The sequence below is a fragment of the Dasania marina DSM 21967 genome, from assembly GCF_000373485.1.
GTDB classification, from domain to species: Bacteria; Pseudomonadota; Gammaproteobacteria; order Pseudomonadales; family Dasaniaceae; genus Dasania; species Dasania marina.
Genome location: NZ_KB891575.1, coordinates 661,414 through 679,271, shown reverse-complemented (window position 1 = coordinate 679,271; position 17,858 = coordinate 661,414). Strand labels below are relative to the sequence as shown.

18 protein-coding genes are annotated in these 17,858 nt (G+C 46.8%); 10 read left to right on the top strand and 8 right to left on the bottom strand.

The genetic code is table 11. The features are described 5' to 3' along the window. Positions 1–176 precede the first annotated feature (176 nt). The 5 genes from B067_RS0103120 to B067_RS0103100 all read left to right on the top strand — a co-directional run bounded on the left by B067_RS0103120 (position 177) and on the right by B067_RS0103100 (position 8,112). The gene (locus B067_RS0103120; RefSeq protein ID WP_026244373.1) at positions 177–1,367 is read left to right on the top strand and encodes an efflux RND transporter periplasmic adaptor subunit; all 1,191 of its coding nucleotides are present in this window, start codon (positions 177–179) and stop codon (positions 1,365–1,367) included. Between the two features lie 3 nt (positions 1,368–1,370). Beyond that, positions 1,371–4,577: an efflux RND transporter permease subunit gene (locus tag B067_RS0103115; protein ID WP_019528595.1), complete on the top strand. Its 3,207-nt coding sequence runs from the start codon at positions 1,371–1,373 to the stop codon at positions 4,575–4,577. Next, a complete protein-coding gene (locus tag B067_RS0103110) occupies positions 4,570–6,048 on the top strand; it encodes an efflux transporter outer membrane subunit (RefSeq protein WP_019528594.1) in 1,479 nt (492 codons plus the stop codon). The genes B067_RS0103115 and B067_RS0103110 overlap by 8 nt, the downstream gene beginning before the upstream one ends. A 67-nt stretch (positions 6,049–6,115) precedes the next feature. Then, a complete protein-coding gene (locus B067_RS0103105) occupies positions 6,116–6,817 on the top strand; it encodes a response regulator transcription factor (protein WP_019528593.1) in 702 nt (233 codons plus the stop codon). After that, positions 6,817–8,112: a sensor histidine kinase gene (locus B067_RS0103100; RefSeq protein WP_019528592.1), complete on the top strand. Its 1,296-nt coding sequence runs from the start codon at positions 6,817–6,819 to the stop codon at positions 8,110–8,112. Before B067_RS0103105 ends, B067_RS0103100 begins: the two co-directional genes overlap by 1 nt. A 126-nt stretch (positions 8,113–8,238) precedes the next feature. Here B067_RS0103100 and B067_RS0103095 read toward each other — a convergent pair whose 3' ends face one another. Continuing rightward, on the bottom strand, positions 8,239–8,937 hold the full coding sequence (locus B067_RS0103095) for an OmpW/AlkL family protein (protein ID WP_019528591.1): 699 nt from the start codon (positions 8,935–8,937) through the stop codon (positions 8,239–8,241). Between the two features lie 183 nt (positions 8,938–9,120). Between B067_RS0103095 and B067_RS0103090 the strand changes: the two genes are divergently transcribed. The 5 genes from B067_RS0103090 to B067_RS19550 all read left to right on the top strand — a co-directional run bounded on the left by B067_RS0103090 (position 9,121) and on the right by B067_RS19550 (position 12,632). Next, positions 9,121–9,519 (top strand): LexA family protein, encoded by a 399-nt coding sequence (locus B067_RS0103090; protein ID WP_019528590.1) that lies wholly within the window; start codon positions 9,121–9,123, stop codon positions 9,517–9,519. Next, on the top strand, positions 9,503–10,756 hold the full coding sequence (locus B067_RS0103085) for a Y-family DNA polymerase (RefSeq protein ID WP_019528589.1): 1,254 nt from the start codon (positions 9,503–9,505) through the stop codon (positions 10,754–10,756). The genes B067_RS0103090 and B067_RS0103085 overlap by 17 nt, the downstream gene beginning before the upstream one ends. 209 nt (positions 10,757–10,965) lie before the next feature. Further along, positions 10,966–11,376, top strand: a complete 411-nt coding sequence (locus B067_RS0103080; RefSeq protein WP_019528588.1) for an MbcA/ParS/Xre antitoxin family protein — start codon at positions 10,966–10,968, stop codon at positions 11,374–11,376. After that, on the top strand, positions 11,369–12,028 hold the full coding sequence (locus tag B067_RS0103075; protein ID WP_019528587.1) for an RES family NAD+ phosphorylase: 660 nt from the start codon (positions 11,369–11,371) through the stop codon (positions 12,026–12,028). Before B067_RS0103080 ends, B067_RS0103075 begins: the two co-directional genes overlap by 8 nt. A gap of 13 nt (positions 12,029–12,041) precedes the next feature. After that, positions 12,042–12,632: a 3'-5' exonuclease gene (locus B067_RS19550; protein WP_019528586.1), complete on the top strand. Its 591-nt coding sequence runs from the start codon at positions 12,042–12,044 to the stop codon at positions 12,630–12,632. Between the two features lie 54 nt (positions 12,633–12,686). On the opposite strand, the gene B067_RS0103065 is transcribed toward B067_RS19550, so the two are convergent. The 7 genes from B067_RS0103065 to B067_RS0103035 form a co-directional block, all read right to left on the bottom strand. After that, positions 12,687–13,292, bottom strand: a complete 606-nt coding sequence (locus B067_RS0103065) for a cytochrome b/b6 domain-containing protein (protein ID WP_026244371.1) — start codon at positions 13,290–13,292, stop codon at positions 12,687–12,689. 6 nt (positions 13,293–13,298) lie between these two features. Beyond that, the gene (locus B067_RS19545; RefSeq protein WP_019528584.1) at positions 13,299–13,769 is read right to left on the bottom strand and encodes a c-type cytochrome; all 471 of its coding nucleotides are present in this window, start codon (positions 13,767–13,769) and stop codon (positions 13,299–13,301) included. 81 nt (positions 13,770–13,850) lie between these two features. Beyond that, on the bottom strand, positions 13,851–14,267 hold the full coding sequence (locus tag B067_RS0103055) for a GFA family protein (protein ID WP_026244370.1): 417 nt from the start codon (positions 14,265–14,267) through the stop codon (positions 13,851–13,853). Positions 14,268–14,412: 145 nt separating this feature from the next. Continuing rightward, positions 14,413–14,937 carry a hypothetical protein gene (locus B067_RS0103050; protein WP_019528582.1) on the bottom strand — a complete coding sequence of 175 codons (525 nt, stop codon included), beginning with the start codon at positions 14,935–14,937 and terminating at the stop codon, positions 14,413–14,415. Between the two features lie 141 nt (positions 14,938–15,078). Next, positions 15,079–15,531, bottom strand: a complete 453-nt coding sequence (locus B067_RS0103045; RefSeq protein ID WP_019528581.1) for a hypothetical protein — start codon at positions 15,529–15,531, stop codon at positions 15,079–15,081. 119 nt (positions 15,532–15,650) lie between these two features. Then, positions 15,651–16,535, bottom strand: a complete 885-nt coding sequence (locus tag B067_RS0103040) for a hypothetical protein (protein ID WP_019528580.1) — start codon at positions 16,533–16,535, stop codon at positions 15,651–15,653. Positions 16,536–16,662: 127 nt separating this feature from the next. Continuing rightward, entirely contained in the window at positions 16,663–17,538 is an 876-nt protein-coding gene (locus tag B067_RS0103035) for a hypothetical protein (RefSeq protein WP_019528579.1), read from the bottom strand. Positions 17,539–17,858 lie beyond the last annotated feature (320 nt).

Here is a 17,858-nt window from a genome sequence, read left to right as displayed (position 1 = left end):
TCTATTTAGCTCGCCATTAACGCCTTCATTAACCCTGTTTTAACCTTGGCCTTGTTATGCTGGTCCAATAGTAGACTTTTACAGGTATTCACCTATGCATACGGAAATAGGCATAGCGGGAATAGGTTGTTGTCTTTAGCCTCGTCTTTTTATTTACGTTTATGGAGCATGCCATCATGAAATACCCAATCTGTACCGGGGGTATAGTGCTTGTAGCCGCTTTGCTAAGTGGTTGCCAACAAGATAACGCAGCAAGAAAAAGTGCGCCTGCACCAGACGTTGCCTACATTACGGTAACAACTGCCACACACAACATCGACACCCAAATGCAGGCCCGGGTAGTGGCTTCGCAGATGGCGGAAGTGCGCCCACAGGTAAGCGGTATTATTCAACAACGCCTATTTGAAGAAGGCAGCAGGGTTGAGCAAGGGCAATTACTGTATCAAATTGACCCCGCCACCTTTCAAGCGGCTTATAACGAAGCCAAGGCCAACCTCAATAGCGCTAAGGCCTCGCTGGTAACGGCACAATTAAAAGCCCAGCGTTATGCTAACTTGCTTAAATTTGATGGTATTTCTAAACAAGATGCCGACGATGCTAACGCCACCTATCTAGAAGCCAAGGCCGATACCGATAGGTACCAAGCGGAATTAGAAAGTGCGGCTATCAACCTTGAATACACCAAAGTTAAAGCCCCTATCGCTGGCCACATTGGTATTTCTACCGTAACCCAAGGCGCATTGGTAACGGCACAGCAGGCCACTGCCCTGGCCACTATACGCAGCTTAGACCCCATTTATGTGGATATGAGAAAAGGCAGTACCGAGCTGTTAAAGCTGCGCCAATTGCTGCGCGATAAAAGCATTAGCCAAGGCACTACGGCCGTTGCACTCACCCTAGAAGACGGTAGCGAGTACCTTTATAAAGGTGAACTTAAAATGCAAGAGGTGTCGGTTGATGCGTCTACCGGCACGGTAACCTTACGCGCTGAGTTCCCCAACCCCGAGGGCTTATTATTGCCGGGTATGTTTGTGCGCGCGCAAGTGAATGAGGCCGTTGATGAGCATGCCATATTGGTGCCCCAGCAAGGGATTTACCACAGCGCCAATGGCGAGTCTTATGCCTATGTGATTGACGATAAGAACGTGGTGCAAAAACGCATAGTACAAACGGTTAATGCCGTTGAAAACCAATGGCTAATCGCCAGCGGTTTATCGGTAAACGACAAGCTGTTAGTAGAAGGCTCTGACAAGGTGCGACCCGGCAGTGCGGTGAAGCCTGTGCAGGTAGAAATGAATAACAGTGGCACCATGGTAAACGTGGTGAAACCCACTAGCGATACCCCCGCCATGCAAGAAGGGGTGTAAGCCATGTTTGCTCGTTTCTTTATCGATAGGCCCGTTTTTGCCTGGGTTATTTCCATTATTATTATGCTTAGCGGTATTGCCTCTATTATGTCGCTACCCGTGGCGCAATACCCTGACGTAGCGCCACCGGTTATTAATGTAAGCACCACCTATACCGGCGCGGATGCGGCAACCGTTGAAAACAGCGTTACCCAAATATTAGAGCAGCAGCTTACTGGCCTTGATGGGCTGTTGTACTTCTCGTCTTCTAGCACCTCGGATGGCTCGGCCTCGGTGAGCGTTACCTTTGAGCAAGGTACCGACCCCGACTTTGCCCAAGTGCAGGTGCAAAACAAAGTGCAGCAGGTTAACTCGCGCTTCCCCGAGTCGGTGCAGGCGCAAGGGGTAACGGTAAGAAAATCCAATAGCGATTTTTTGCTGATTACCGCGCTGCATGATGAAACGGATCAAGCAACGGGGGCGGATATTGCCGATTACCTAGCCTCTAATATGGAAGACGCCTTAGCACGTGTTGAAGGTGTAGGTGATATAAGGGTGTTTGGTTCGCAATATGCGATGCGTATTTGGTTAGACCCCAGCAAGCTCAACGCCTATGCGCTAATGCCCTCCGATATTACCAGCGCCTTAAAAGCCCAAAACGTGCAAGTGCCCGCCGGTAAAATTGGTGCAATGCCCACCTTAGCTACGCAAGAGCTTAATGCCACGGTGACGGCGCAATCTATGCTTTCTACGCCGGAAGAGTTTCGCAATATCATCGTAAAATACGATGCCTCCGGTGCCAATGTGCGCTTGAGCGATGTGGCCAGGGTAGAAATTGGCAGTGAGAGCTATGACTCTATAAGGCGCTTAAATGGCCACCCGGCATCGGGTATTGCTGTGATGTTGTCGCCAGGTGCTAATGCCTTAGCCACCGCCAACCGGGTAAAAGCAAAAGTGGCCGAGCTGGTGCCAAGCCTACCCGACGGCTACAAAGTCACCTTCCCCCGTGACAGTACCGAGTTTATTAAAATTTCAATTAGTGAAGTGGTTTACACCCTCATGGAAGCGGTGGTGTTAGTGGTGCTGGTGATGTGGTTGTTTTTACAAAACTGGCGCGCCACCTTAATACCCGCTATTGCGGTACCGATAGTATTGTTGGGTACCTTTGGCGTGTTATCGGCCTTTGGCTTTTCAATTAACACCCTCACCATGTTTGGCATTGTGCTTTCTATAGGTTTGCTGGTGGACGACGCCATAGTGGTGGTTGAAAACGTAGAGCGGCTGATGCGCGAGAAAAACCTATCGCCACGCGATGCCACCATAGAGTCTATGGCAGAAATTAGTGGCGCACTGATAGGCATAGGCGTGGTGTTATCGGCAGTATTTTTACCGATGGCATTTTTTGGTGGCTCTACCGGGGTTATCTACCAGCAGTTTTCTATCGCGATTGTGTCGTCTATGACCTTGTCGGTGATCGTGGCGCTAACCCTTAGCCCAACCTTGTGCGCGAGCTTGTTGCGTGATGAGCGTAATGATGAGCACAATAGTGAAAGCAACAGTGCACACAACACCGCACACAATAGCGAAGGCAAAGGATTTTTTGCCAGTTTTAACCGCTACGTCGATCGCCTAACGGTTTCTTACAGCGGTTATGTACGCAAGATCATTACCGGTAAAGTGCGCTGGATGCTGGTGTACGGTGTGATTGTGCTGATCCTGGGTTTGCTTATTGTACGCATGCCTACAGGGTTTTTACCCCAGGAAGACCAAGGCAGTGTGATGTTTCAAATTAACCTGCCCGAGGGTGCATCCATCAAACGCACCAGTGCTGCGGCAGTGCAAGTAGAGAAATATTTAATAGAAGAGGAAACCGATAGTGTTATAGGCGCCTTTTCTATTTCGGGCTTTAATTTTTCGGGCAGTGGCCAAAATGCAGGCCTAGGGTTTGTAACATTAAAACACTGGGATGAGCGCTCCAAGCAAGATCAAAGTGCGGACGCGCTGATTGGGCGTATGAACAAAAACCTATCCTCTATACGCGATGCCAAAATATTTGCCCTGTCGCAACCGGTTATTCGCGGTTTGGGGCAAAGTAACGGTTTTAGCTTTGAGCTACAGGCGGCAGCTGGCACTAGCCGTGACGAGTTAGTTACCTTAAAGGACGAGCTACTCGCCCAAGCACGGCAAAGTGAATTGCTAGTGGGTATTAGGGAGGGCGCGCTAAGTAATACGCCACAGCTCAAAATTGATATAGACAACGGTAAGGCAACGGCGCTGGGTTTGTCCTTGTCGGATGTGTCCAGCACGTTAACTTCAGCGTGGGCTGGCAGCTATGTGAATGACTTTATTGACCGCGGCCGTGTTAAAAAAGTGTATGTGGCTAGTGATGCCGAGTACCGCTCGCAACCTAGCGATTTAAACGAGTGGCATGTACGTGGCCAAAATGCAGCGGGCGAAACCACCATGACGCCGCTATCGGCGTTTAGCACGGCGTCGTGGTCTAGTGCGCCGCAAAGTTTGTCACGCTTCAATGGCATAGCCTCGTTCAGCATACAAGGTGCCGCGGCCAGTGGCGTTAGCTCGGGCCAAGCCATGGCTGAAATGGAGCGCCTCACCAAGGACGTGGGCCAAGGCAAACTCAGCTATGCCTGGAGTGGCTTGTCCTATCAAGAGAAGCAATCCAGTGGCCAGTCGCCTATGTTATACGCCATCTCAATATTGGTGGTTTTTCTGGCGCTAGCGGCTTTATATGAAAGTTGGTCGGTACCGCTATCGGTTATTATGGTTATCCCACTCGGCGTGATTGGTGCCGCTCTGGCTTCGTCTATGAGAGGGCTAGATAACGATATTTATTTTCAAGTAGCGCTACTCACCACCATAGGGCTGGCCTCAAAAAATGCCATTCTTATTGTGGAGTTTGCGGAAGCCTCTTACCAACGCGGCATGTCGTTAATGGACGCCGCCGTGCAAGCGGCCAAATTACGTTTGCGGCCCATTATTATGACCTCCATGGCCTTTATGTTGGGCACCCTGCCCTTGGCCTTGTCATCGGGCGCTGGCGGCAATAGCCGTATAGCGATAGGCACCGGTATTGTGGGCGGCACGTTTACAGCAACGATATTAGGGATATTCCTGGTGCCCATGTTCTTTGTGTTGATTCGTGGCTGCTTCCCGAAAAGGCGTCCTGTTTATGACGATGACGAAAAGCCAGTGGAGCTTACCCATGAGTAAGTTATGCGCACAAGCGCAGATAAAGGTAGCTGTACTGCGCCGCGCAAGGTTATTACCCATCGCTTGGGCATTATTACTAACCGGCTGCAGCACCTTAGCCCCAGAGTACTCTCGTACGGAGTTGCCGCTGGCTAATGATTGGAGTACAGAGTCTTCTGCTCAAGACTCTCAGCAACTTAAGGCCCAAGGTTTATCCAGCGAGCTGGCCATGCAACTGCCTTGGCAACACTTTATTAAAGATCAGCGCCTAGCCGAGCTGATTGAGTTGGCGCTTAGCAATAACAGAAGCTTGCGACAAACCCTTGCCGATGTGGAAGCGGCCCGGGCCACTTACCGTATTCAGCGTGCCGATTTATTTCCTCACCTTGATGTGGGCCTAAGCGGTAATCGCAGTAGATTATCATCGGGCACTACCGAGACTAGCTACCAAGCAGAGGCCGGTTTAAGCGGTTACGAAATTGATTTGTTTGGTAAAAACCGCAGCCTTAGCGCCGCCCAAATGGAAGCCTATTTAGCCACGGCAGAAACCGCGAAAGCGGCCCATATCGCACTCATCAGTGAGATAGCCAATGCCTGGTTAAACTTGGCGGCGGATAACAGCGCGTTGACTCTAGCCCAAGAAACCATGGCCAATGCTCAAAAAACCTTGGACATCACCAACAAGCGCTTAGAGCTGGGCGTGGATTCACGGGTAGATGTGGCCAGCGCCGAAACGGTATACCACAGTGCCCGCTCCGATATTGCCCTGTATACAACCCAGGTAGCGCAAGATAGTAATGCCCTGCGTTTGCTGGTGGGTGAGCCGTTTGACCAGCGCTTGTTACCCGCTGCCCTGCCCAATAGCGCAACACTGGTCACCGATGTGCCTGCGGGTTTGTCATCAGCGGTACTGTTGCAACGGCCCGATGTATTGGCCGCCGAGCACAGTTTAAAATCAGCCCATGCCAATATCGGCGTTGCTAGGGCGGCGTACTTCCCCAGTTTGTCATTAACGGCAACAGGCGGTGTGGCTAGCTCGGTGTTTGCGGATATTTTTAGTGGCGGTGCCAGTACTATTTGGGCTATTGCCCCCAGCATTACCCTGCCCATATTCGACGGCGGCGCGAATGATGCCAACCTCGCGTATAGTAAAGCCCAACAACGCAAAGCGCTGGCCGCCTATGAATATGCTATCCAAAGTGCCTTTGCCGAAGTGGCGGATGCGCTAGCGCGACGGGCAACCATACAAGCGCAACTGGATGCCGAGCAGGCCTTAGTGGCCGCAGCAACCCGTAGTTATGATTTGTCGTTAGCGCGTTATCAAAATGGCGTTGATAGTTTTCAAACGGCCTTAGAGGCACAGCGCACTATGTATAGCGCACAGCAGTCGCTGATTCTTACTAGGCAGGCGGATCTGGATAACCGCATTACCCTGTATCGCGTATTGGGTGGTGGCTTGGCAGAAAGTAACATTGAGCAAGCTGAAGGCTAAATGTGCGCCTTGCTAGCTACTGTGTTGCTAGCTAAAAAGCTGACAGCAATGAAGGAATACCATCGCAATGATAAATGTACTGCTGGTTGAAGACGATATAGATCTGGCCACCACTATTGTCGACTATCTCGATATCGAATCCATTAGCTGTGACCATGCCAGCAATGGGCTAATGGGTTTGAGCTTGCTAGCAACTAATCATTACCAAATGATCATGCTAGACATCAATATGCCCAAAATGGATGGCTTGACGCTGTGCAATACCCTGCGCGAAAGAGGCATGGATATTCCTATACTGATGTTAACCGCACGCGATAGCCTAGAGCATAAACTGCAAGGTTTTGAAGCCGGTAGTGATGATTATTTAGTCAAACCCTTTGCCATGAAAGAGCTAGTGGCGCGCGTGCAAGTGCTGGCCAAGCGCCGCAGTGGCGAAGCCAGGCGCTTAGTATTAGGCGACTTAATATTAGATGTAAGCCAGCGCAGTGCGCTGTTAAACCAAAAGCCGTTAAAGCTTTCGCCCATCGCGTTTAAATTATTAGAAGTCTTAGTGCGCGCCAGCCCGCAAGCGGTAAGCCGCCAACAGATTATGCAAGCGGTATGGGGCGACGAACAGCCCGACAGTAATAGCCTAAAAGTACATATTTATCATTTACGTAAACAGCTGGATGCAGAGTTGAGCAGTATTAAACTAGATACTGTTTCAGGTATAGGCTTTGCCATTAAAAACAATAACGAGAACAAGAATGATAGCGAAGGGGCATTGTAGTGAAAATTAGGCCCAGCCTTAGGCTGTATTTTTTCATCAGTGTGGTGTTACTGGGCTCAGTAATGACTATAGGCTTTTCGTTTTTGAGTGTTCATTACTTTTTTGATGGCCTAGACAAAGGTTTAAAAAGCGTTATGCGTGAGCTAGCGAAAACACCGTATGTTGAAGATGGCCTACCTCAGCATATAGCGGGCTTTAGCGTGGCTAGCCGCTGGCAAGACACCCCGGCGATTATTCAGCAGCGCTTCCTGTCACCACCAGACGAGCTAGGTAAACTACAAAAATTAAAAGATCAGGACTGTATTTTTACCATGCCTGAAAATATTTATTTTTTGCTAAGTTATCACACCCCTGAAGGGGAAATGCGCTTTATAACCAGGGTTATGCTAGGCAAAGACCGGCCGGTAGAGGCGGGCACTAGCAAACCTAGAAAGCGTTTATATTGGACCATAGGCACAGCGGTTATCGCCATCGTATTTTTTGCCTTTGTGTTAATCATGATTATGCAAAAAATAGCTAAGCCTATAGAGTCGCTAAAAAATTGGGCCAAATCGCTAAACCAAGACACGATTCAGAACGCGCCACCAGACTTCAGCTACAACGAACTCAATGTGTTAGCGGAATTAGTGCAAAGCAGTTTAGCTTCGGCACACCAAAGCTTAGAGCGTGAGCAGCGCTTTTTAAGCTATGCCAGCCACGAATTACGTACACCTATTGCGGTTATACGCAGCAATGTAGATTTATTAAAACGCTTAAGTGAAAAAGACCCCATCAGCGACAAGCAGCAACTCACCTTACAGCGCATAGAGCGCGCAGGCCTAACCATGAGTGGTTTAACCGAAACCTTACTTTGGCTTAGCCGTAATGACGAACAAACCGTTGCGCCAGAGCCCATAAAACTCAATGAAAAAATACAGCAACTATGCAGCGACCTCAACTATTTACTCAACGGCAAAGCCGTTGAAGTCACCGTAGAGGCCGAAGCCTGTAACGTGAATATAGAAGCCACCGCCTGCCATATAGTGTTAAGCAATCTTATTCGCAATGCTTATCAGCACACCCAACAGGGCAAGGTGGCAATCAAACAACAAGATAGCCGGGTCACCATCACTAATAGTAACGATAGCGATAATACTAAAGCCCCTAAAGTTGAAGCTGGCGATAAAGAAGTCGCGTTAGGTTACGGCCTAGGCTTACAGCTCAGTGAAAAAGTGATTCAGCGCCACGGTTGGTTTTATGAGGTTACAGAGACGCAAGGAAATTATCACGTGACAGTTGATTTTGGGGGTGAGTAGTTTTGTGGTTGGGTGAAACTGAGGGGTAAATAGTTTAATTGGGGCCAGAAGTTAAGCTTCAAAGACTCTGAGCCCCTTGATCTCGCTATTAACAGTACGTTAGGTTAATAGCGCCAGCTAGGAGGCTTAAAATTTATAGCCTATGGCCAAAGTATAAACGTAAGGATCTAGATCTACATCGCTGCTGATGGTGTTGCCACCTTCAAAATTAATTGTTGCGGTGGTGTTTATATCTATCCAGCGTATAGACGCGTTGACTAGCCAGTTATCGTCAATGGCATAATCGGCACCCACTTGCAGAGCAATACCCCAAGAGTCATCTAATGCTACATCAGCTCCCGTCAAACCCAAGCCACTCAAAGCGGTATCGGCGGCATGAGTAATATCTTCATCAAAGAAAATCGTGTAGTTAATGCCGGCACCTAGATAAGGCTTAAAGGCGCTGCTGCTATCAAAGTAATAAATGGCTGATAGCGTGGGCGGCAGCTGCTTAACATCGGCAATATCTAGGCCGGCTAGCTCACCCGTAGCTGTTGCTGTATGGCGAAAAGGTGTGGCGGCCAGTAACTCAACTGCCCAGTGCTGATCTAAAACATAGCTAGCCGTTATGCCCAACTGAGTGTTGCTATCCACCGCTAAGTCGCTAGTGCGGCCTGTTAATGAGAGCACGCTGCCATTTAACGCAATCGCCTCGCTGTTTTCTTGCGGCTCTACCGTGGTGGCACCGGCGCGAATAATAATATCACCGGCCTGGTAAGCAAAAGTGGGAGTGGCAATGGCTGCGCTTAGGCCTACAATACAGGCTAACTGGGATACTGCTTTCATAAATTTATACTCTGGAATAAGGTTCTCGATGCTGATCACACCGCGGCTAATTTATGGCAGTCATTTAATCACAAGGCTAATAAGCATGTTTTGATGTAAATTAAGTTTTTTGTGTTTCGATGGGACAGAGTCTTTGAAAGCAGCTTGACAGACACTGTGTTTATGTACAGTATATGCCGATCTATGAAAATACTCCTTTTACCCAAATATGGCAGTGCTGTAGCGGCGGGCTTTCCGTCTGCCGCCGATGATTTTTTAGAAAATAATCTGGATCTTAATCAGCATCTTATCCGTCACCCTGCCGCCACTTACTTAGCCAGAGCCCAAGGTAGCTCTATGACTGGGCGCGGTATTTTTGATGGCGATACCCTCATTGTTGACCGGGCCATTGAGCCCAAGCATGGCAATATAGTAATAGCTGCCTTAGATGGTGAGCTAACCTGCAAAATTTTAGATAAACACAAGCAGCAATTAGTCGCTGCTAATCCCAAAATAAAGCCCATAGCCGTTGCTGAAAATAGCGAGCTAATAATAGAGGGCGTGGTTATACACTCCATTCGTCACCATGTACGCCTTAGTTGATTGCAATAGCTTTTATGCTAGCTGCGAACAAATATTTAGGCCCGACTTGCGTGGCAAGCCCGTGGTGGTGTTATCAAACAACGACGGCTGTATTGTTGCCCGTAGCAAAGAGGCAAAAAACTTAGGTATACCTGACTTACAGGCTTTTTTTAAAATAGCTCATCTGCTGCGCCAAAAAGGCGTGCACGTGTTTAGCAGTAACTACTGCCTGTATGGCGATATTAGCCATAAAGTAATGAGCACACTGCAAAACTATTCGCCCGATATAGAAGTGTATTCCATCGACGAAATGTTTTTATGTTTGGCGGGTGTGCAAGAGCCACTAATAGCCTATGGCCAAACGATCAAACAAACCGTTTGGCGCGATATACGCATGCCGGTAAGTGTAGGTATAGCACCGACTAAAACCTTGGCTAAATTAGCCAATCACGCCGCTAAAAAAATACCAAAAGTACAAGGTGTATGCCTATTAGACAGTCAAGAAAAATGGCAGTGGTTACAAAAGCGTTTACCTGTTACCAAAGTGTGGGGCATAGGCAGCCAGTTAGGTAAGCGGCTAAACGCAATCAATATAGTTAACATTTATGACTTAGCTACGGCCAATGCAAAGCACTTACGCAAGCAATTTAGTGTTGATGTTGAGCGCATCATAGAGGAGCTAAATGGAAAACCGGCTTTGTCATTAGAGCTGCAGCCAACGGCAAAAAAACAAATATTTTGTACCCGCTCATTTGGCGAAAAACCAACCGAGCTAAAACCGTTAGCACAAGCGATAAGCGCCTATGCAGCGCGAGCCTGCGAAAAACTTAGAGCGCAAAAGCAATATTGCAAAAGCATACAAGTGTTTATTAATACCTCACCCTATGACAATAATTACTACAGTCAACAATTGGTAGTGCAATTACCCTATCCCACCGACGACAGTAGAATTATAATTGCAAACGCCAACAAGGCCTTAAAGATTATTTATAAAGAGGATAAGCGCTATTTAAAAGCTGGCATAGGGCTGCTGGATTTAAGTGAGCGAAAATATAATCAACAAGACCTGTTTCAAAAGTCACAAAGCGAACAATGCGATGCATTAATGCTAACCGTCGATAAAATAAATCGCCGCTATGGCCAGGGTTTACTTTATTGGGGTGCAGAAGGCTCAAATAAACGCTGGCGCATGCGGCAACAGTTTTTATCACCGGCTTATACAACACGTTGGGAAGATATACCTTTTATAAATTGCTGAGTATCAAAGGGCAGAGGCGTGGAAAGTTTGAGTTTATATAGTCGGTGGTGCTATAGGATTATATTTCAAGAACCCGCCCCATTGAGCTCGCTTGATCTACATGTGCCTGATCGGTATGGGCTTTACGTTGACAATGTCAGTAATGAACAAAAATATTGACTATGTTCATATATGAACATAGTCTTAAGAGTAACCAAGGAGGACTGGTTATGAATATAGCAGCCAACCAAAAAGCTATCGATCACGGTATGCGGGGCCGTGTTGCGGTGAAGTTGTTTCTTGGCATAGCCGATGAATGGGGGCTATCAGAAGAGCAGCGCTGCACCCTTGCTGGCCTCAATAGCCGCACAACGCTTCATAATTGGCGTAAAAAAGTGGCCGCCAAAGAAGATATTAATCTCTCGGGTGATACCTTGGAGCGCCTATCTTACTTAGCAGGTATCTATAAGGGTGTTCAATTACTCTTTACCGATCCTGCTCAATGGAAGGCCTGGGTCAAAAAGCCCAACAGAGACTTTGGCGGGCAATCGGCGCTAGATAGAATGCTGGCGGGCCGAGTAGTCGACCTCTCAGATGTGCGCCGCCATATAGATGCGTGGCGTGGAGAGCATTATGGATAGGGTGGAATTAGTGTGTGATACCTACCGCCTTATTCCCAGCCATTTCCCGCCCATTCAAATTTTTGAGAACCTGCTAGACCCCGACGAGCTGGAAGTAGCCTATGCACTTGAAGGCATTACCAATGATAGGGTTCGGGACCAAGCCGGTGATATCTCGCTGGTTGTTTCTGAGGACAGGATAACAGGTTATGGCAGCACACCTATCATGGCAGCTTTCACCCATATCGGAGTCGAAAGCCGATTTACTAAGGGCCGCTATGGTGTCTACTACGCGGGGCTAAACCTAGCAACGGCACTCGCTGAATCCAAGTTCAGTAGAGCCAGATTGCTCAGTGCCACGGATGAAGCACCGCAAATACTTATGATGCGTTGTTACAAGTGCGCAGTAGATGGCACCGTGGTGGATTTACGTAATAATCCTCAGGTTCATAGCCCAGACAGCTTCGCTGACGCCCAAGCGGCCGCTGAAAAACTTCGAGAGCAAAACGAAATGGGCATTCTATACAATTCAGTACGCCATCCCGGCGGCGAATGCATTGCTGCACTTAGGCCCTCTCTGATGAAAGCACCGGCTATCCAGTCTGGTCACTACCAGTTTCATTGGAATGGTTCGGAAATAACCACAGTCTTAGCTGTTAACCTCGTCGAATAAAGGGAGAATCACTATGTCTCTTGAGCTAACTAATCAATTACTTTGGCCGTTTAAATCTCTTCCCGATGAGTATGTAGTCGTTGATACAGAAAGCACTGGCCTGTTTGATTCAGGCGGCGCACCAGGAATGGTTAGCGTAGGATTAGTTTTAGTTTGTAAGGGTAAGATTAAAAAAAGTGAGGAGTTTTTTGTTCGCCCCCACCGACCGATGACTGATGAAGCGTCTAAAATTAACGGTATTACCCAAAAGCAAGCGGAGCATCATCCAGCCTTCTGCGAACAGTGGCCCAAGATTTTACCCTGGATTAAAGGCCGCCTATTAGCATGCCATAACGCGTCATTTGATTGGTTGCTCATTGTAGATCATATAGCGAGGTATAACGCCGTTGCCGCTAGACCTGCCGGAGTATTTTGTTGTCAGCGTGCCGCACAACCATGGGCGCAAGCAAAAGAGATTCCATGCTCTACGCGTGGACCTTCACTGGATAAGCTTTCTGAATATTTAGGCTTAGAGAACTTACGGCACGCACAAGCGAATAAACATGGCGCGCTTGTTGATGCCAAACAAACAGCGAATGTGATTATTCGACTACAACAGTTTTGAAATAAGGCTAACCGACAGAGCCTTATAATAGGTTGCTTGCGTGATGGGTGGTAGTTAAGGGTTTTTATCTTTAGTAACTTGTGCCCGTTTAACCCATTTCCAGCCAGTAATCATAGGTTTAATCAGGTTTTCTTTTTTCCAAAGCCAATAATAAAAAATAGCTGCTACATGCAAAACGACCACCACGAGAATACATTTGGCTAAAAGCCCATGCCACCAAGCCAGGCTCGACATAGTGGCCTCAGTTACTAGGTAGGCAAGCGGCCCTGTTTCAAAGAAAACATCCGACTCTATAAATAAACCAGACAGCGCTTGCGCTGTTAGTAGTAAAAGTAATGCAAGCACCGAAAGCGAACCCAGTGGGTTATGCCCCGGTGTTCCGCTAGGGCTGCGTTTAGGTAACGTGCGGGCGTAATTTAACAGTGCCGACGGTCGAAAAAATAAGCTACTAAAACGTATAGGCGTGGGCCCAATAAACCCCCAAATCAAACGAACCGCCAATAAACCTAAAACCGTATAGCCACAATAAAAATGCCATTCTATGCGGGTGAATGACATGAATTCGCCAAAGAACCAACCTAGCGACACCACCACGGCTAGAACCCAATGCCACAAGCGTGTTAGTGGGTCCCAGATTTTTTCAAGTAGATACTTATGCAAGGCCGCTTACTGTTTTTCAGTAAAATCGTCGTGGCAAGCTTTGCAGGCTTTACCGACATCACCTAAGCTAGCGCGCAGCTCATTTAAGCTATTGCCAGCAGTGCTAGCGAGGGCATCGACAGCTGTTACATATTTCTCACCGTATTGACCAATTTCAGGGTAGGTGTCCCATATTTTTGGCAGCGCGGTAGTTTTACCCTCGTATTTATCGTTAGCGGTTCCTGGCGCCCACGCCCGGCCCATATCCAAACCATTTAACAACTGCAGGCTGTTACTAAGCTTAGCTGCCATCTCGGCATCGTAAGGCAACTTACCCTTCGCCATCGCCGCTAAGGGCCCTAAAAAATAAGAACGCAACTCCATATTACTTTGGCGAGCATGAATGAGGTCTAAGTTGGTGTCGTTACTATCGGCAAAACACTGCAAAGAAAGAACAAGCGCAGTAAAACCTAAAAGTGTGCGAGTGATGTTTTTCATAAATGCCTCTTTAATATTTGGAAAAATAGATTATGAACCAGTGTATTTTTTAACTCAAGGGAAAGCAGAAAGTCTGTGCGATTACATGTCTGATGCAAAATGCGCCATTATCTCAGCTGTAGTCATTTCTTTCGTTTCATTGGCAAAGCAGTAATAACTAGGGCGCATGTCGCTAAAATACTGCATATCCATTTCCAGCCCTTGCAAGCTTGAAAATAAGCCTAATGACATATTATATTCACCTGTCGCTTTAAATTTGTAAAACAGATGCGTTCCACATTCTGTGCAAAAGCCACGAGAGGCCCAAGATGATGATTCATACATTTTAACGTTATCACCACCTTCAATTGTTACCTTAGTGCCGCACTTAACAGCAAAGAAGGGTGATCCTCCCCAGGTTCTACATGATTGGCAATGGCACACCGTGAATTTTTGATTAACTTCATCTGCGGTAATTTTTACTGCACCACAAAGGCAGTTTGTTTCTAAATGCGACATGTTGATAACACCTTAGTAGGTAAAAATATAACAGTTTCAAGGGACAATATTGTTGAAATATCGTATGTTATGAGAGGGAAAGAACGATTGAGTCAAAATACAAACCCAAAGGATTTGAACCCTTGAGTTTATTAGTTTCCGCTTATTATTCAATGATAGTTGGATCTTTTACAATGTCTGGGACTTCACCAAATACAACTTCTTTTGAGTTTATATCTACGACCCATGGCTGAGGTATTGTTTCTTTTTTGCTTAGAATGTTTGGGTAAAACATTATTCTGTAATTTTTCCCTGCTTCTGCAATGAATTCAAGCTCGATATGGTCTTTTTTATCTAGAGCGTTGCTGATGCTACCGCCAATTAAACCTGTGCTAAATGCTTGTTGTGCAAAAGATTTTCCTAGGTTTGTATTGTATAGCAACGTGATTTTGTTTTTACCGGGTAAGACTTGGATTTCTTTTGGGTACCCTCTAGTAAAACTGCCTACAACGAGTTCATTCGATTGTGCAATAGCAAAACCCTCGTATTTTGTTTGAAACCCCCAGTCGTTATAGCCAGAGGCTTCAATGGTGGCTATTTTATCGCTAGATAATTTGACTCCAGGATAAGTTTGGCTGGTTCCGCAACCTATGAGAGCGATAGATATTATTATTGTTGCTAAAAATTTCATTCTATTTCCTATTTCAGAGAGTTTTTATTTTTTATATAGCGCTTAAATTTTCGTGTTTCAATAACACTGACTGACTTGATTTATAGGTCGTACGATAAATAACCGTTACGACCCCTTTATTTATTTACTTTGATGGCCTAGTTATAGCTCTATACTTAATCGTTTAAACGATGCTAAATAGTCCTCACTAGGACACTCAACTTCATTCACGTTGTATGCTGGAATAACGGCAAGTAATATTGGAATTGCGACTGCCGCCCATTGTGCAGGATTAGGTTCTATTTTAAGGCAGGTTTTAGTATTAGGTGAAAGAGTAATCTTAAACGTTCCACCGGTGCTGCCGTCTCCTGCTGTTTTAAAAATCTCCTCACCTGGGGGCAATAAAATATCAATGAATTCTTTCTCCATTATATCGACAATATAGTGCTGGGATGAACCAAAATTCGCAGCCATAGCTTTGCTATGACCGCCGGCATCTCTATAAACCAACAGTTGAGCTGGGTTATCTCCGGCATCGATCCATCTTGATTCTTTAGTAATTGAAGCGCAGCCAGTAATAAAGCTTAAAATTATTATTGTTATTGCAATTCTCACAAAACTCTCCTTGAGTTATAAAGGTTTTATTGGGGCAGAGTCCTTGATCCAAATAATATTAATCCTAGTAAAATATTATGCAGGATAATCCCCGTAACAGCTTTAGCCTTGGCAGTAATTTATAAATTTATCGTAAGCTCAAACTCAGCTGTATTAGTCGCAATATGATCGTCAATTACGCTGGCATTTAAATTAATGCTACTGCCGCTATTTTCCACATAGTCTGCTGATGTATTACCGGTGTTTTCACCTTCAATTTCATCTAGGGTAGTGTCAAAGTTAAGATTAATCTCTAATTCATCACTGGGGTCGGTAGGTTTAAATACACTAAGGCTTAGCTCTTCATTAGTACCGTTATTATTAACATCCACAAAAAAAACGGTGGACTCACCATCAAAGTCTACTGATACAGATAGAAGCTCGGTGGTGCCTTTATTTTGTGAAAAGCAGCTAAGCGCAATATCATCTTGGCTAAAGGAATAGCCATTCAGCTCGTAATTTAAGTTTAACTGGCCCATGGATATGGCATCTTGGATTTTAATGGCAGTAACAGTGCTGCTATTAACGCCCCCGCCTACATGTTGGCCTTCCATTAGCACATTACTAACAATACTCAGCTCAAGATCAGCGTCGGCCCTGTCATCATGCAGTGAGAGACCGCTGTCACCAGCGGCGAAGGTGTACTCGCGCAGGCTGCTGTCGGTGTTGCAAACATAAGCTTCTAAGTTGCTGCCGCTATTGGAAATACGCATCATCATGCGCTGCTGTTTGTTGCGCTCGGCATTGCGGCCAACTATGGAATAGTCCGACACTATCACCCATAGGCCGGTTAAATCGCTGTCACTCGCAGCGCAGGAGTCATAGCTAGTGCTTAGGTATGGCGCTGTTGTGGTTGCACTGCAGCTGGACTGATCGCCTGAGCCAGAGGAACTGCCGCCACCACCGCCACAAGCAGCTAATGCGAGCAATAAAATAGTCGAAAATGATAAGTGCTTAGTATCCATGGCTAGTTGCTCTCAATAGGCTAGATTGATAAAAACAATGGATAGAGTTGTGCTGTGGATAACAAGGGGGATTGGGCAAGAGCATTTCAACATCCATTTATTTTTTTATTATTCCTAACGCTAGTATTTAGCGTATCTCCCGATTCTGATCGAGATTAAACAAAAACGCTACCCTTGCAGGTAAGTTTTTTAACAGCTGCTCGGTAATACGCTGAAAATACATCACAAACTGTTTGATGGCCTCATCACTCATTACCCCACTAGCCTCCTGCTCACTGCCCTGCCCGGCTTTTATGCTGGCAGCGAGTTTGTGCTCTTGTTCTAAGCGCCATTGGTATATGCAATCAAAGGATGGGGCTTTAAGCATGGCCCAGGTATCTATTTGCTCGTGTAGGGTCTGGTAATGCTGTGCTAGTTGTTGGTTTACGTAGTGCCGCCAGGTGCCGTCGCTATCGTGCTCGGCTTCTAGGCTGTTGATGGCTGGCGATAATTCGGCATCGCTTTGTGGGCTAGCGCCTAAGCACCAGCCCTCTAAAATAATAATATCGACGGGGGCGCTAATGTTGGCCCATTGCTCGCGGGCTAGGCAGTCGTCGCTGGCTTTATTAAAGCGGGGTATGGCTACCCTGCCCGGCTTTTTTAATGCGGCTAACGTTGTGAGTGCCAATGCAATATCGTGGGTGCCGGGTACGCCGCGGGTGGCCAGCAGCGGGTGCACGGTTTTGGCTAAATGTAGTCGTGCACTTTTGGATAAGTAGAAGTCATCAATGCTGAGGCTCACCACCTTGAGTTTGTGCTGGTGGCTTAACACGGTGTGCAGGTAGGCGGCCATGGTGGTTTTGCCGCTGCCTTGGCTGCCGTTTATGCCTAGGGTGAGGGTTTGTTGGCTGTGGGCGTGTTGTTGTAGCAGTGTGTTTATTAGGGGCGTGTAGTGGTTGTGTGCTGATGTTAGGTAGCCATCGGGGAGTTGGTGTTGGGTTTGGAATTGTTTTAGAGTTTCCATTTATTTTTACGGCCGTTTTGTTTGAGGGTTACTTTCCGCCTTGCTGGGCGGGTTACTTTCTTTTGCTTGCCCAAAAGAAAGCTAACCAAAGAAAAAGGCACCCCTAGTCCGTCGTCGGCTGCGCCGATGCCCTGCGCTACTCAAAAAACTAACGGCCGCTGCGCAACTCACAAAAAACGATACTCAATCGTTTTTTGCTCGGACAGTGCTCGCTGCTTCGCGCCGTTATTTTTCTCCGTTGCTCGGCGACTCCCAAGGGGCAACGGGTGCTTCGTAGAGGGTGGTGTTTGTGATTGTAGGTAGTTAGAGAAACCTCTAAC

Coding starts and splice junctions, on each gene's coding strand:
- B067_RS0103120 (WP_026244373.1), top strand. CDS start 177: ATGAAATACCCAATCTGTACCGGGGGTATAGTGCTTGTAGCCGCTTTG.
- B067_RS0103115 (WP_019528595.1), top strand. CDS start 1,371: ATGTTTGCTCGTTTCTTTATCGATAGGCCCGTTTTTGCCTGGGTTATT.
- B067_RS0103110 (WP_019528594.1), top strand. CDS start 4,570: ATGAGTAAGTTATGCGCACAAGCGCAGATAAAGGTAGCTGTACTGCGC.
- B067_RS0103105 (WP_019528593.1), top strand. CDS start 6,116: ATGATAAATGTACTGCTGGTTGAAGACGATATAGATCTGGCCACCACT.
- B067_RS0103095 (WP_019528591.1), bottom strand. CDS start 8,937: ATGAAAGCAGTATCCCAGTTAGCCTGTATTGTAGGCCTAAGCGCAGCC.
- B067_RS0103090 (WP_019528590.1), top strand. CDS start 9,121: ATGAAAATACTCCTTTTACCCAAATATGGCAGTGCTGTAGCGGCGGGC.
- B067_RS0103085 (WP_019528589.1), top strand. CDS start 9,503: ATGTACGCCTTAGTTGATTGCAATAGCTTTTATGCTAGCTGCGAACAA.
- B067_RS0103080 (WP_019528588.1), top strand. CDS start 10,966: ATGAATATAGCAGCCAACCAAAAAGCTATCGATCACGGTATGCGGGGC.
- B067_RS0103075 (WP_019528587.1), top strand. CDS start 11,369: ATGGATAGGGTGGAATTAGTGTGTGATACCTACCGCCTTATTCCCAGC.
- B067_RS19550 (WP_019528586.1), top strand. CDS start 12,042: ATGTCTCTTGAGCTAACTAATCAATTACTTTGGCCGTTTAAATCTCTT.
- B067_RS19545 (WP_019528584.1), bottom strand. CDS start 13,769: ATGAAAAACATCACTCGCACACTTTTAGGTTTTACTGCGCTTGTTCTT.
- B067_RS0103055 (WP_026244370.1), bottom strand. CDS start 14,267: ATGTCGCATTTAGAAACAAACTGCCTTTGTGGTGCAGTAAAAATTACC.
- B067_RS0103050 (WP_019528582.1), bottom strand. CDS start 14,937: ATGAAATTTTTAGCAACAATAATAATATCTATCGCTCTCATAGGTTGC.
- B067_RS0103040 (WP_019528580.1), bottom strand. CDS start 16,535: ATGGATACTAAGCACTTATCATTTTCGACTATTTTATTGCTCGCATTA.
- B067_RS0103035 (WP_019528579.1), bottom strand. CDS start 17,538: ATGGAAACTCTAAAACAATTCCAAACCCAACACCAACTCCCCGATGGC.